Source organism: Enterococcus sp. AZ167, from assembly GCF_051714025.1.
Lineage (GTDB): Bacteria > Bacillota > Bacilli > Lactobacillales > Enterococcaceae > Enterococcus_D > Enterococcus_D casseliflavus.
Map to the genome: position 1 here is coordinate 2,336,470 of NZ_JBIORB010000001.1, position 12,915 is coordinate 2,349,384.

Below are 12,915 nucleotides of genomic sequence, written 5' to 3' on the forward strand. Positions count from 1 at the left end.
GTTATGCTGGTGCCACAATGACCCGACCAAAATGCACCGTTTGTTCCTGCTGGAAAATACGGGCGTACGAAACGATCTGCCCTTCCTCATCAAGGGCCCATAAATGTTTGGCTTGTGCATCGATCGCATCGATCTCTTGATACGCACACGCTTGTTCCACCACAAAAACCGCTGTACGCAAACGGGCAAGCTGATAAAACTCCACCCCAGTCATTTCCCCTAACTCTTTTAGAAAAAACGCCATCCCATCACTCCTTATCTTATTGAACCAAAAAAGAGTCAACAAAGTGTCAACTCTTCTTGTTTCAAACAGCTTCTGATAAAAATTCAATCTCAACAGTTCTAGTTAAAATATCTGAATAACTATAAGAAACCCGCTCGAATGAATTCTCATTTGGATCCAAATCTACAACAAAAACTGAAGGATAAGTTTCTGTCAAAACGCCGCGACGTTCAGTTTGACGCTTACGTCCAGTCTGAGCAACTAGCATAATCTCACTACCGATACGGCCTTCTAAATCTTTCTTGATCGTAGCTAAAGTTGTTGGCATCGCATTCACCTCGAGCATCATCATACCACGAAAAGCAGAAAATTTCAAGTTTACCATAAAATAATTCTACTTTCAATAAGATTTTTGTTAAACACCCTTGATAAGCGCTATCAACTTTGTCCGAACGCGACTGAAAGCGCTTTTATTTTTTCATAAGGCAGCTTTTCTTGAGCGGCAATCTGATCAAGTTCTAATCCTTTTAAATAATTCATTATAACCATTCGTTCTAAAGACGATAAACTTTTCGGATACTCTGCCAACGATTCATTAACGAACAAGTAGGTCTCTGCAGTTTCCGCACAGCGATTATGATCGGTCAAAAACCGATTGCCTTCTTGTAAAAGCTTTTCTTCCAGCGAGCAGGCATCGACTTGGGCTTTGCGTTTTTGGGCATGCTGCGCCCGCAACAGGCTGCAGATACGGTTCTCAAAGGAACGCTTAAACAAGATACCGATGGTCGTTCCTTTGTCCTTATCGTAAGTCTTTAGACACTTATTAAAAACGATCCTGCCTTCTTGCAGCCAATCGTCTAAGTCATAATCCCGCAGATAATATTTTTTATGCAAAATCTCAACGATCGGTCGATATTTTCTGAACAACTCTTCAAATCTATCTGAACGGTGCGATACTTGTCTTTCCTTTGTGCGCATCGAGATCACTCCTTTTGTTTTTGCTTCATTTGCTACAAAAGGAGCGTATCATAAATGGCTGGGACATCTTCTAATTTACCAGACCAACTTTGTCCCTAACTAAGGTCGCGCAATTTCTTTTCAAGTTCGGCTAATTGTTCAGGTGACCAAGGGGAATTGCGGCGGAAATTTTCAAATCGCAAGTCGGTTTGATGCTCGTGGATGTCTTTTTCCGTTTTTTCCACGCTTTTGTACAATTCCCGTGCCGAAGTTCGCAAAGCACCTTGAGAGAAGATCACCCACTGTTCGGCTAAATCGCTGGTAGCGACGGTGACTTGGGTCAATCGATTGTTTAATTCACCAGCGATTCGTTCGATGTAGCTGTCGGCGGTCTCTCCTTCTTCAGTAAAAATAACTTCTAGCTGATATTTGGTGTAACTTTGGGTCACACCAGGCACCAGTTGGGCATCAAAAACAACGATGATTTTCAACCCTTCATATTTTGCATAATTCGACAGCCGATTCAGTAAGGCTTCTCGGGCATCTTCTAAACGGTCTTGATTTTTCAAAAGAACCAGCTCCGGCCAAGCGCCAATCATATTGTAGCCATCCACGATCAGCAAAGGGGTTTTCATTGGGACGCCCCATTTCGGCTAGTAAAGGCCTGATACATCAACAAGCCCGCCGCCACACTGGCATTTAAGCTCTGCACGTGCCCAGTCATTGGGATCGTCAGCATTTGATCCACTTCTTTTTTCAAACCTTCCCCCATGCCACGACCTTCGTTGCCGATGATCAAACCGACCGCCCCTTTGGCATTCCATGTGCGGTAATCACTGCCACTCATATCAGTACCGAAGATCCAAAAACCAGCTTTTTTCAGCTGCTGGACTGCTTGGGTCAAGTTGGTCACGCGGGCCACAGGGATATGTTCCACTGCGCCGGTCGACGTTTTCACCACTATCGGCGTGATCCCCACCGCACGGTGTTTTGGAATGATGATCCCGTCTACGCCGCTGGCATCAGCGGTTCGCATGATGGAGCCGAAATTATGGGGATCTTCTAGATTATCTAAAATCAGATACAGCGGCTGTTCTTTCGTTTGGGCCAACAATTCATCCAAGGTCAAATACTGATAAGGGGTGATCGCCAAGATCATGCCTTGATGGACCCCTTGGTCACTCATCGTATCCAGCTTTTGTTTTGGCACCCATTTGACTGGAACTGCCTGTTCCCGCGCCATTTCTTTCAAACGATCGATTTTTTCTCCCCGTGCTTCTTCGGAAAGAAACAGCTTGTTGCCTCGCCCTTCTTTCAAGGCTTCAGCAACCGCATGATAGCCGAAGACAAAATTATCTTCGATGGCTTCTCCAGCGGCTTCTTTGCGGCGATCCGGTCTATTTTCTTGTCTGGCTTCTGATCGGCCAGCTGTTTTTTTATTTGGACGCTTTCTTTGCGGTTTTTCTCGCATCTTCTTCTCCTACTTTCTTTATACACCAGTCTATTAGCTCGTCTAAGCGTTCTTTTTGTTGCGTGAGGTGCAAATACCCGATCAGCGATTCAAAGCCAGTAGCGATACGATACGTCGTGACATCGGCATTTTTGGCGCCCGTATGGCTTTTACTATTGCGGCCGCGGCGGTAAAAATCATGTTCTTCTTCGGTCAGGATCTCTTCATCCAACATCTTTTGGATCAATGCCGCTTGGGCTTTGGCCGACACATAGTGGGTCGCCATATGGTGCAGTTGGTTCGGGCGGGTTTGGCCTTGGGCGACTAAATAATCGCGAATATAGACTTCATAGACCGCATCCCCCACATAGGCCAATGCCAAACCATTCAATTGTTTATAATCTCTCATGCTTCTCGTCTCCATCGGGTTCCTTGCGGGGTATCTTCTAAGATGATCCCTTGTTCTTTCAACTCATCACGGATTTGGTCGCTGCGGGCAAAATCTTTGGCTTTGCGGGCGGCGATCCGTTCATTGATCAGCTGTTCGATTTCTTCATCCAGCAATTCTTCGGATACAAAATAAATCCCGAAAATCGTCAGCCATTCGCTGAATTTGGCTAATCCAGCCGCTAATAAAGCCAAATCTGTTTCTGGGTCTTCGCTAGCTAAGTTCAGCCACTTCGCCAATTCATAGACCACAGTGATCCCGTTAGCCGCATTGAAATCGTCGTCCATTTCTTTGACGAAACGTTCTTCAAATTCTTCCAGAACCGCTGCATTGACTTCCTCATCGCTGGCTTGATAATGACTGCTATTCAAGCGGAATTTGGCATTTTCATAGGTCGTCCGCAATTTTTGCAGGTTGGTTTGTGCTTCATGCAAGGTAGTCTCACTGTATTTGATTGGTCGGCGGTACTGGGTCGTTGCCAAAAAGAAACGCAGCACCTGCGGATCAACTTTTTTGACCATCTCATGCACTGTGACGAAGTTGCCCAGTGACTTACTCATTTTTTCTTCGTCTTCACCGATCGTCACATAGCCGTTATGCATCCAATAGTTGGCAAAGGTCTTGCCAGTTTTCGCCTCGCTTTGGGCGATCTCATTTTCATGATGCGGGAAGGTCAAGTCTTGTCCGCCTCCATGAATATCGATGGTCTCGCCTAGGTGTTTGGTCGCCATCACCGAGCATTCGATATGCCAGCCAGGACGACCGGCTCCCCAAGGAGATTCCCAAGCAATCTCATCGCCTTTTGCCGCTTTCCACAAAGCAAAATCCAACGGATCTTCCTTGATTTTTTGTTCTTCACCGGTCCGCTGGCTTGCGCCGACTTCCAGCTCATCGATGGATTGGTCGCTTAATTGCCCATAGTGAGCAAATTTACGGGTACGGTAATAAACATCGCCATTGACTGGATAGGCATAGCCTTTTTCTACAAGAGCAGCAATAAAGGCAATGATGTCTTCGATATGATCCATCACACGAGGATTCATCGTAGCAGGTTTGACGTTCAGCGCTGCGGTATCTTCATTGAAGGCGTTGATAAAACGCTCTGCCACTTCTGGGGCCGTCGTGCCTAATTCTTTTGCCGCACGAATGATTTTATCATCGACATCGGTAAAATTCATCAAATAGTCCACTGTATAGCCGCGGTATTCAAAATAACGGCGTACGGTATCAAACGACACAGTACTGCGGCCATTCCCGATATGGATGTAGTTATAGACGGTGGGTCCGCAAACATACATTTTTACTTTTTTTTCTTCTAATGGCTGAAACACTTCTTTTTCCCGTGTCAGCGTATTATAGATTTTAATCATCGTGGGTAACCTTCTTTCCTTTGATTCGAACGATCTTTGCTGGGATTCCGACAGCAGTTGCTTCTGCGGGGATATCCTTCAAAACCACTGCATTGGCGCCGATCTTTGCACGCTCACCGATCGTGACAGGGCCTAAGATCTGCGCATGGGCTGAGAGAAACGCACCGGTTTTAACCGTGGGATGACGCTTGCCCCGCTCTTTACCGGTTCCCCCTAAGGTGACCCCGTGAAACAAGACGACATCATCTTCAATGATCGCCGTTTCTCCGATCACGACGCCCATCCCATGATCGATAAAGACCCCTTGGCCGATCTGCGCACCAGGATGAATCTCGATCCCAGTCAAGAAACGCCAAAACTGGGCCGTCAGTTTTGCCAAAAAATACCAGCGATGCTGAAACAAAAAATGCGACCAACGATGCCAAAACAAGGCATGAAATCCTGGGTATGTGATGATGATCTCCAACGTTGATCGTACCGATGGATCATGTTTTTTTGTTGCCGCAATTGCTTTTTTGAACCAAGTCATCTTCTCACCTACTTTATCCAAACTTCTTGATACGAAAAAAGCGTCTTTCAAATAAGTTTCCTTATTCAAAAGACGCTTTTTTGCGTGGTCCCACTTTTGTTCGCAGTTCGGCACTGCCTTCAAGCGGGTAACGTCCGCTGCTTCGTCTTTGACTTGCGCCAAAGCCACTCCTAGGTGCATTTCCTAGCCTTTTTTGACCACTCTCACCTTCCGTGGTCTCTCTGAAAAAAATCGGCTAGTACTTCGTCTATTCGCTGTGTTTATAACACGTTATTCAAATGATCAAGGGCTTTTTCTTTCCCTAATAATTCAACGGTATCTGGTAGTTCTGGTCCGTGGGTTTGGCCTGAGACCGCCACGCGGATCGGCATGAATAAATTCTTGCCTTTGATGCCTGTTTCTTTTTGGATCTCTTTGATGGCTGCTTTGACTGCCGCAGCCTCAACGACTGGCATCGCCTGTAATTTTTCTTTAAAGGCTGTCAAAACCGTCGGTACAGTTTCTCCTGCTAAGACTTCTTTGGCTGCATCATCTAATTCAGGGTGTTCTTCGAAGAACAATTCCGAAAGGTCGACGATTTGTGCCGCAAAACTCATTTGCGGTTGATACAGGGAAACGATTTTTTTCAACCAGGCAGCTTTTTCTTCGGTCAATGTTTCTTCGATGCGACCGGCTTTTACCAAGTAAGGGACGCACATTGCCGTCAATTCATCCAGATCCATTTGTTTCATGTATTGGTTATTGACCCATTCCAACTTCTTGGCATCGAAGGCAGCTGGTGATTTGCTCAACCGTTCAGGATCAAAGATTTTGATCAATTCTTCTTGAGAGAAGATTTCTTCTTCCCCTACTGGTGACCAGCCTAAAAGTGCAATGAAGTTGAACATAGCGTCTGGTAGATAACCCAACTCACGGTATTGCTCGATGAATTGGAGAATCGATTCGTCCCGTTTGCTTAATTTTTTCCCGGTTTCGCTATTGATGATCAACGTCATATGCCCGAATTCTGGTGCTTGCCAGCCAAATGCTTCATAGATCATCAACTGTTTTGGTGTGTTGGCGATGTGGTCATCTCCACGCAGCACATGGGTGATTTTCATATGATGGTCATCGACTGCTACTGCAAAGTTGTAAGTCGGCATACCGTCACGTTTTTGGATGACAAAATCGCCACCGACATTATCTGATTCAAAAACGATCTCGCCTTTGACCATGTCGTGGAATTTGTATTCAGTATTGCGAGAGACACGGAAACGAATCACTGGTTTCAAGCCTTGTGCTTCTTTTTCGGCTTGCTCTTCTGGTGTTAAGTTGGCACATTTCCCTGCATAATGGGGCATTTCGCCACGAGCTCTTTGGCCTTCACGTTCGGCTTCCAGTTCTTCTTCCGTACAATAACACTTATACGCACGATTGCTTGCAAGCAATTGATCGATCAGTGGTTGGTAGATATCGCCGCGTTCTGATTGACGATACGGACCGTATTCTCCTGGATTTTCAGGTGATTCGTCCCAATCCATTCCTAACCATTGCAAGTTTTCAAGCTGGCTTTTTTCACCATCTTCAATGTTTCTTTTTTGATCGGTGTCTTCGATTCGGATAATAAATTCACCGTCATTGTGACGAGCAAACAAATAATTGAATAAAGCCGTCCGAGCATTCCCGATGTGTAAATGTCCTGTTGGACTTGGCGCGTAACGTACACGTACTTTTGTCATTGTTTTCCTCTTCCTTCATCTGATTTCCAAGCCAGCCAAGCTGCTTGGGGCTTATTGTTCAGTTTAGTGGGAAAGACCCGCGTAAAAAACAGAACCCTCAAGTTGAATTGTACAATCAATAACCCAATTAGTAAAGGCAGCTGGCATATTTTACGCCAGCTGCCTAGGATTATTTCTCTGATTTCGATCCTTCTTTGTTGTCGATGCCGCGACCAGAATGGGCTGGTTTGGCAAAAATCATCCGCCCAGCTGCCGTTTGCAAGGCGCTGGTGACGATCACTTCGATGTGTTCATTCATGTAATGCTGGCCATCTTCCACCACGACCATCGTCCCGTCATCTAGATAAGCGACCCCTTGCTGGCGCTCCGTGCCAGCTTTCACCACTAAGACGTGCATGCTTTCTCCTGGAATCACCACTGGTTTGACCGCATTGGCCAACGCATTGATATTCAAGACAGGCACATTTTGAAATTCAGAAACTTTGTTTAAATTGTAATCATTGGTCACGACGACACCATCCAGCATCTTCGCTAACTTGATCAGCTTGCTATCGACTTCGGAGATGTCTTCAAAATCGCCTTCATACATCTCAACTGCGATGCCTTCTTCTTTTTGCAAAGCATTCAAAATATCCAAGCCGCGGCGACCCCGAACCCGTTTCAAACTATCGCCAGAATCTGCGATGTATTGCAATTCATACAAGACAAAATTCGGGATCAGCAAGACGCCTTCTAAAAAGCCCGTTTTAGCAATGTCATAGATCCGACCATCAATGATCACGCTGGTATCCAAAATTTTGTATTTGTGGAAATGGTCCGCGATTTTTCTTTCCAGCATCTGCTGTTCATCTTGCTCTTGGGGCTCTGCCTTTTTGTTTTTTGGGGCAAAGACTTTTTTCCATTCATCGATCCGTGTCGTCCCGATCTGAAAACCGAGATACCCTAACAGGACCATCACTAAGATTGGGGCGATCCCGTTGATAAAAGGAATATCCCAATTGTAAAAAGGAATCGACACGATCACACCGATCATCAGACCGATGATCGAACCAATTGCGCCAAACAAGAGATACGTTAAGCTCAATTCACTTAGTTTTTCTTCAATTTTGCGAATACCGGCTGCAATATATTTCGCTAATAGTAAAGATAATAAAAAGAAAATAAGGGCTCCAAGCAAACTATTAGTGATGTTATTATTCAGCCATTCATTTTGGGTTTGCCCAATGGCTTGCCATGCGATAGGCATCAGTGAGATCCCCAGACTTGCTCCGGCAAGTACCATTAGTGCGGTAATGACTCGTTTCTGCATACATGTTCCTCCATACTCCAGTAGGTTTCTTTTGTTCAAAAATCCGTGCTGCCAGACAGGCTCCTTCCGCCAGTCAGCGGCTGTCGGTCGGTTGGTTCAAACGAATGAATCAGCAGCGTCAGGGCAAGAGGAGAGGCGATTGCCCCTTGCTCTTGCATTGACTCCACTTTAACGGAAGACTTTCCGCAAGGTTTCGGCTAAGGTAGACACGCCTTCGACTTCGATGCCTTTGGGCGACTGCCAGCCAGTCAGATTATTTTTAGGCAAATAAACTTTCGTAAAACCTAGTTTTTGCACCTCTTTGACCCGTTGCTCGATCGCGTTGACTCGGCGAATCTCACCCGTCAAGCCAATTTCACCGATAAAACACTCCGTCGGGCTGGTGCCTTTTTCTTTGTAGCTAGACGCGATACTAACAGCGATCGCTAAATCGATCGCAGGTTCATTTAATTTGACCCCGCCGGCTGCTTTTAAGTAGGCATCTTGATTTTGCAGCAGCAAGCCTGCCCGTTTTTCTAAAACCGCCATGATCAGCGAGACGCGGTTGAAGTCTAGCCCCGTCGTCGTGCGTTTGGCATTGCCGAACATCGTTGGCGTGACCAGTGCTTGGATCTCCACCAAGATTGGCCGACTGCCTTCCATTGCTACTACGATCGCCGATCCAGTTGCGCCTTCTAAGCGTTCTTCCAAAAAGACTTGTGACGGATTGGCGACTTCTTTCAACCCGCCTTCTTCCATTTCAAAAATCCCGATCTCATTGGTGGACCCAAAGCGGTTTTTGACGGCCCGCAAAATTCGAAAACTGTGGTGCTTTTCGCCTTCGAAATACAAGACGGTATCCACCATATGCTCCAGCATCCGCGGTCCTGCGATCGAGCCTTCCTTCGTCACGTGGCCAACGATAAAGATGGCGATGCCATTGGTTTTGGCGATTTTCAGCAATTCTGCGGTCGTTTCTCGCACTTGGCTGACACTGCCTGCCACGCTGGTGATATCCGGTTGGGTCATGGTTTGGATCGAATCGATGATCACATAATCTGGGCGGATGTTTTCGATCGCTTTACTGATCTCTGACATGTCCGTTTCCCCATAGAGATAAAATTCTGTGTCGATGGCGCCTAAGCGCTGCGCCCGCATTTTGATCTGCTCGGCACTTTCTTCTCCTGACACATACAAGACCGTCCCGCCGATCGCTGCTAATTGCTGGGAAACTTGCAAGAGCAGCGTCGATTTTCCGATCCCTGGATCCCCACCGATCAAAATCAAGGAGCCTGGGACCACGCCGCCACCTAAGACGCGATTCAACTCAGCGAGTTTCGTTTGGACCCGCGGTTCTTTTTTCGGTACGACATCGGCGATTTTCGTCGGCTGCATCTTTTGCCCCGTCAATGTCGTACGTACTCGACGATCGGCGGTTTCTTGGATCACTTCTTCCACCATTGAATTCCAGCTGCCGCAATTGGGGCATTTCCCTAAATATTTAGGGGAACTATACCCGCAATTTTGACAGACAAATTGACTTTTTGCTTTTTTTGCCATTGATCTCCTCCACTACTTCTATCAAACAGACCCCCAGGCAGGATTTACTGATTCGAGGAGCCAAAGCCGCCGGTTCGGCTGGCAGTGGTTGTATCTTGATCAGCTTTTAAGAACGGCAAGAAAATTCCTTGGCCGATCCGTTCGCCTTTTTTAATGACGACATCTGTGGGGCCGAAATTGGTAAACTGAAACATGATATGCCCTTCATTATCTGGATTGTCATAGTAATCGCTGTCGATGACGCCGACACCATTCGTCAAGACTAAGAAACGTTTCAAAGGATTGCTGGAACGATTTGTCAGCTGCAAATACTCGTCTTCCCCCATATAGGCTTTGATCCCCGTGGGAATCAAGGTTGGCTTCAACTGTTTTGCGGTCTCTTTCGCAAAAAGCGCTTTGACCCCGTCGATCACGCCCGCTTTCCAAATGCTTGGCACCACGATTTCTTCCGCTGCTTCAAAGTCGTAACCAGCCGCATGATGGGTGGCACGTTGAGGCAAGGTGATGCTTTTTTCTTTATATGCTGTAATAATTTCAAATCCTCGTAATTTCATGGGTTCCTCCAATAATAAAACATATAGCTATTTTAGCATAGGAAGAACTATTTTCTTCATGGAAAACACAATTATCGAAAAGTCTTTACAATTTCTTCGTTTAAAAATAGACCAAAAAGAAAAAAGGACATGACGAAACGCCCGTTTGCGAGTACAATAGAAAAAATATCAAAAAATAGGCGGTGGCATATGCGCGCAGATCTTTCAAACAAAAACCGAATCGTTGTAAAAATCGGCACCAGCTCGTTGATTTATCCCAATGGTGCCATCAATCTAGCTGGCATCGATGAATTAGCCTTTGTCTTAGCAGCTTTGCAAAACCAAGGCAAAGAAATCATCTTAGTTTCTTCTGGTGCGATCGGTGTTGGCATGAACAAGTTGAATTTGAAAGAACGACCCGTGGAGATCCCGCAGCAGCAAGCCGTGGCAGCCGTTGGTCAATCGGAACTGATGACGATCTACAACCAGCGTTTTCAAAGCTATAGCCAGCAGACTGCACAGATCCTGCTGACCAGAGACATCATCGAATTTCCCCAAAGCCGTCAAAACGTTAGCAACACCTTGGAGCAATTACTTACGATGGGGATCATCCCGATCATTAATGAAAACGACACGGTAGCAGTGGATGAATTGGATCATCTCACCAAATTTGGCGACAATGACCAGCTGTCAGCGATCGTCGCTCAGTTGACGAAAGCCGAGCTTTTGATCATGCTTTCTGATATCGACGGCTTTTATTCCGCCAATCCGCTGAATGATCCTGAGGCCGTCTTGTATTCCGAGATCAATGAAATCACCCCAGAACTTTTAGAACAAGCTACGGGAAAAGGCAGTCCTTATGGAACCGGCGGTATGACCAGTAAACTAAAAGCCGCTCAACGTATCTTAGACTTGAACAGTCACATGCTGCTGGCTAACGGCAAGCAGCCGAAAATTATTTTTGACTTGCTCGCAGGGGAACCTGTCGGCACCCACTTTTATCAACGAACGGAGGATGAGCAATGAGCAACTTGCAAACGATCGGTCAACAAGCTCAAGCAAGCGCCCAGACATTAAGCTTACTGAGTGCCAGCGAAAAAAACCACCTACTGGCAGCGATGGCCGATGCTTTAGAAAAAGCTACCGAGACGATTTTAGCTGCTAATCAACAAGATCTAGCCGCCGCAAAAGCCAAAGGAACCAGCCAGACGATGCTGGATCGACTGTTGCTGACAGAACAACGGATCACCGAGATGGCTAACGGCATCCGAGAAGTCGCCCAATTGCCCGACCCAATCGGTGCCGTGGATAAAATGTGGCGCAATGCTGACGATCTTTTGATTGGTCAACAACGAGTGCCTTTAGGGGTCATCGGCATCATCTACGAAGCCCGCCCTAATGTCACCACTGACGCAGCTAGTCTGTGTTTCAAATCAGGAAATGCCGTGATTTTGCGTGGTGGAAAGGAAGCCTTCCACTCCAATCAAGTCCTCGTGACTATTTTACAAGAGGCATTAGCTGCCAATGGACACTCCCGCCATGCGATCCAGTTTATCGAAGACACGAGCCACGAAACAGCGGCTGAGCTGATGCGGCTGACAGATTACTTGGATGTTTTGATCCCTCGGGGAGGCGCCGGCTTGATTCGTCGTGTCAAAGAGACCGCCACGGTACCAGTGATCGAAACCGGCACCGGCAACAATCATATCTACATCGACCAAGCAGCCCAGCTGCCGATGGCACTGGCGATCGTCACGAATGCAAAGACTCAACGTCCTTCTGTCTGCAATGCCATCGAAACGATCCTCGTCCATGAAGCAGTGGCAGCGGAGTTTTTGCCTATGGTAGAAAAGCAGTTTGCCGAGCAAGTCGAATTGCGAGGGGATCAAAAAGCATTGGCGTTTTTGAACAATGCACAGCTTGCCACTGAAGAGGACTGGGCAACCGAGTTTTTAGACTATATCTTAGCGATCAAAGTGGTGGCTTCGCTAGAAGAAGCCATTGCTCACATCAATCGCTACAATACGAAGCACTCCGAAGCGATCATCACCGATGATTATTTCGCTTCCCAACGCTTCTTGAAAGAAGTTGATGCGGCGGCGGTTTACGTCAATGCCTCGACCCGTTTCACGGATGGCTTTATGTTTGGCTTTGGTGCCGAGATCGGCATCTCGACGCAAAAACTCCATGCCCGTGGGCCAATGGGGTTAGAAGCACTGACTTCTACCAAATACATTATTTATGGCGAAGGCCAGATCCGTAAGTAACGATACGAAAAAACAGCCACTTGCTGTCATGACTCCCAATAGTTAGACTAAAAGCTAACTTTAAAAGGTCGGTACATGCGCAAGCGGCTTTTTTTCGTCCTCTTATGCTTGTGCAGCCCGCAGAACGAAAGAAATCGGTTCGATGCCAAACAATTCTGTCAGCACTCGATTGGTTGTGGCAAAAACGTCAGCTTCGCAACTCTTTTTCGGACAAGAAATCGTCTGTCCTTTGCTGGAAAACGTATCCTGACGGCTGCCCTCTACGAAAATTACTTCTTGCGTTCCTTTTTGATAGATCAATCCTTCGTCTTCTTCTAATAATAAGCGCGTCTGCCACTGATTGATCTGGGCAATTGGCATCACCAATGCAGCAACATCCAAGTTTTCTAACGAAAAACTACGACCATCCGGCAGCTGCAGCGTGAAGGTATTGAGTTCATAAGGCAAGCAGGCATTGCACCCTCCTTCTGTGATGACTTGGCTCGTGAGAATTTCTGCATTCATTCTTTTTGACTCCTTTCATGATTCATTCATGTTTAGTTTATCACAAACCTATGGCGCACGGCGGAGCA

The 12,915-nt window shown here is 46.5% G+C and carries 14 protein-coding genes, 1 pseudogene and 1 other annotated feature; of the genes and pseudogenes, 2 read left to right on the forward strand and 13 right to left on the reverse strand.

The window, feature by feature from the left end:
- Window position 1: 1 nt before the first annotated feature.
- The 12 genes and pseudogenes from IGJ05_RS10955 to IGJ05_RS11010 form a co-directional block, all read right to left on the reverse strand.
- Entirely contained in the window at window positions 2-244 is a 243-nt protein-coding gene (locus IGJ05_RS10955; protein WP_225000675.1) for a GNAT family N-acetyltransferase, read from the reverse strand.
- A gap of 61 nt (window positions 245-305) precedes the next feature.
- Complete coding sequence (locus IGJ05_RS10960; protein ID WP_005226417.1) at window positions 306-551, reverse strand: Veg family protein; 246 nt, start codon at window positions 549-551, stop codon at window positions 306-308.
- An 87-nt stretch (window positions 552-638) separates the two neighbouring features.
- A pseudogene (locus IGJ05_RS10965) lies at window positions 639-1,201 on the reverse strand (sigma-70 family RNA polymerase sigma factor).
- Window positions 1,202-1,296: 95 nt separating this feature from the next.
- A complete protein-coding gene (locus IGJ05_RS10970) occupies window positions 1,297-1,815 on the reverse strand; it encodes an NYN domain-containing protein (RefSeq protein WP_005226413.1) in 519 nt (172 codons plus the stop codon).
- Window positions 1,812-2,651, reverse strand: a complete 840-nt coding sequence (rlmB, locus tag IGJ05_RS10975; protein WP_081116706.1) for a 23S rRNA (guanosine(2251)-2'-O)-methyltransferase RlmB — start codon at window positions 2,649-2,651, stop codon at window positions 1,812-1,814. Before rlmB ends, IGJ05_RS10970 begins: the two co-directional genes overlap by 4 nt.
- On the reverse strand, window positions 2,617-3,039 hold the full coding sequence (locus IGJ05_RS10980) for a Mini-ribonuclease 3 (RefSeq protein ID WP_015508687.1): 423 nt from the start codon (window positions 3,037-3,039) through the stop codon (window positions 2,617-2,619). Before IGJ05_RS10980 ends, rlmB begins: the two co-directional genes overlap by 35 nt.
- Entirely contained in the window at window positions 3,036-4,448 is a 1,413-nt protein-coding gene (gene cysS, locus IGJ05_RS10985; RefSeq protein ID WP_015508686.1) for a cysteine--tRNA ligase, read from the reverse strand. The genes IGJ05_RS10980 and cysS overlap by 4 nt, the downstream gene beginning before the upstream one ends.
- A complete protein-coding gene (epsC, locus tag IGJ05_RS10990; RefSeq protein WP_026008130.1) occupies window positions 4,441-4,977 on the reverse strand; it encodes a serine O-acetyltransferase EpsC in 537 nt (178 codons plus the stop codon). The genes cysS and epsC overlap by 8 nt, the downstream gene beginning before the upstream one ends.
- A 65-nt stretch (window positions 4,978-5,042) precedes the next feature.
- Window positions 5,043-5,241 (reverse strand) — a binding site (T-box leader).
- Entirely contained in the window at window positions 5,238-6,695 is a 1,458-nt protein-coding gene (gltX, locus tag IGJ05_RS10995) for a glutamate--tRNA ligase (RefSeq protein ID WP_016608945.1), read from the reverse strand. It overlaps the preceding feature by 4 nt.
- A gap of 169 nt (window positions 6,696-6,864) precedes the next feature.
- Window positions 6,865-8,004 carry a PIN/TRAM domain-containing protein gene (locus IGJ05_RS11000; RefSeq protein WP_005226396.1) on the reverse strand — a complete coding sequence of 380 codons (1,140 nt, stop codon included), beginning with the start codon at window positions 8,002-8,004 and terminating at the stop codon, window positions 6,865-6,867.
- Between the two features lie 168 nt (window positions 8,005-8,172).
- Entirely contained in the window at window positions 8,173-9,543 is a 1,371-nt protein-coding gene (gene radA, locus IGJ05_RS11005) for a DNA repair protein RadA (RefSeq protein WP_081116707.1), read from the reverse strand.
- A gap of 44 nt (window positions 9,544-9,587) precedes the next feature.
- Complete coding sequence (locus tag IGJ05_RS11010) at window positions 9,588-10,097, reverse strand: hypothetical protein (protein ID WP_010748479.1); 510 nt, start codon at window positions 10,095-10,097, stop codon at window positions 9,588-9,590.
- Window positions 10,098-10,286: 189 nt separating this feature from the next.
- Between IGJ05_RS11010 and proB the strand changes: the two genes are divergently transcribed.
- Both proB and IGJ05_RS11020 read left to right on the forward strand, forming a co-directional pair.
- Complete coding sequence (gene proB, locus IGJ05_RS11015) at window positions 10,287-11,102, forward strand: glutamate 5-kinase (protein ID WP_005226390.1); 816 nt, start codon at window positions 10,287-10,289, stop codon at window positions 11,100-11,102.
- The gene (locus tag IGJ05_RS11020) at window positions 11,099-12,343 is read left to right on the forward strand and encodes a glutamate-5-semialdehyde dehydrogenase (RefSeq protein WP_081116708.1); all 1,245 of its coding nucleotides are present in this window, start codon (window positions 11,099-11,101) and stop codon (window positions 12,341-12,343) included. The genes proB and IGJ05_RS11020 overlap by 4 nt, the downstream gene beginning before the upstream one ends.
- 102 nt (window positions 12,344-12,445) lie before the next feature.
- On the opposite strand, the gene IGJ05_RS11025 is transcribed toward IGJ05_RS11020, so the two are convergent.
- Window positions 12,446-12,847 carry a DUF4809 family protein gene (locus IGJ05_RS11025; RefSeq protein ID WP_015508682.1) on the reverse strand — a complete coding sequence of 134 codons (402 nt, stop codon included), beginning with the start codon at window positions 12,845-12,847 and terminating at the stop codon, window positions 12,446-12,448.
- Between the last annotated feature and the right edge of the window lie 68 nt (window positions 12,848-12,915).

Excerpts from the sequence above, each read along its gene's own strand:
- IGJ05_RS10955 (WP_225000675.1), bottom strand. The coding sequence starts at position 244 with ATGGCGTTTTTTCTAAAAGAGTTAGGGGAAATGACTGGGGTGGAGTTT.
- IGJ05_RS10960 (WP_005226417.1), bottom strand. The coding sequence starts at position 551 with ATGCCAACAACTTTAGCTACGATCAAGAAAGATTTAGAAGGCCGTATC.
- IGJ05_RS11025 (WP_015508682.1), bottom strand. The coding sequence starts at position 12,847 with ATGAATGCAGAAATTCTCACGAGCCAAGTCATCACAGAAGGAGGGTGC.
- radA (WP_081116707.1), bottom strand. The coding sequence starts at position 9,543 with ATGGCAAAAAAAGCAAAAAGTCAATTTGTCTGTCAAAATTGCGGGTAT.
- epsC (WP_026008130.1), bottom strand. The coding sequence starts at position 4,977 with ATGACTTGGTTCAAAAAAGCAATTGCGGCAACAAAAAAACATGATCCA.
- IGJ05_RS11000 (WP_005226396.1), bottom strand. The coding sequence starts at position 8,004 with ATGCAGAAACGAGTCATTACCGCACTAATGGTACTTGCCGGAGCAAGT.
- cysS (WP_015508686.1), bottom strand. The coding sequence starts at position 4,448 with ATGATTAAAATCTATAATACGCTGACACGGGAAAAAGAAGTGTTTCAG.
- IGJ05_RS10970 (WP_005226413.1), bottom strand. The coding sequence starts at position 1,815 with ATGAAAACCCCTTTGCTGATCGTGGATGGCTACAATATGATTGGCGCT.
- IGJ05_RS11020 (WP_081116708.1), top strand. The coding sequence starts at position 11,099 with ATGAGCAACTTGCAAACGATCGGTCAACAAGCTCAAGCAAGCGCCCAG.
- rlmB (WP_081116706.1), bottom strand. The coding sequence starts at position 2,651 with ATGCGAGAAAAACCGCAAAGAAAGCGTCCAAATAAAAAAACAGCTGGC.
- IGJ05_RS10980 (WP_015508687.1), bottom strand. The coding sequence starts at position 3,039 with ATGAGAGATTATAAACAATTGAATGGTTTGGCATTGGCCTATGTGGGG.
- IGJ05_RS11010 (WP_010748479.1), bottom strand. The coding sequence starts at position 10,097 with ATGAAATTACGAGGATTTGAAATTATTACAGCATATAAAGAAAAAAGC.
- gltX (WP_016608945.1), bottom strand. The coding sequence starts at position 6,695 with ATGACAAAAGTACGTGTACGTTACGCGCCAAGTCCAACAGGACATTTA.
- proB (WP_005226390.1), top strand. The coding sequence starts at position 10,287 with ATGCGCGCAGATCTTTCAAACAAAAACCGAATCGTTGTAAAAATCGGC.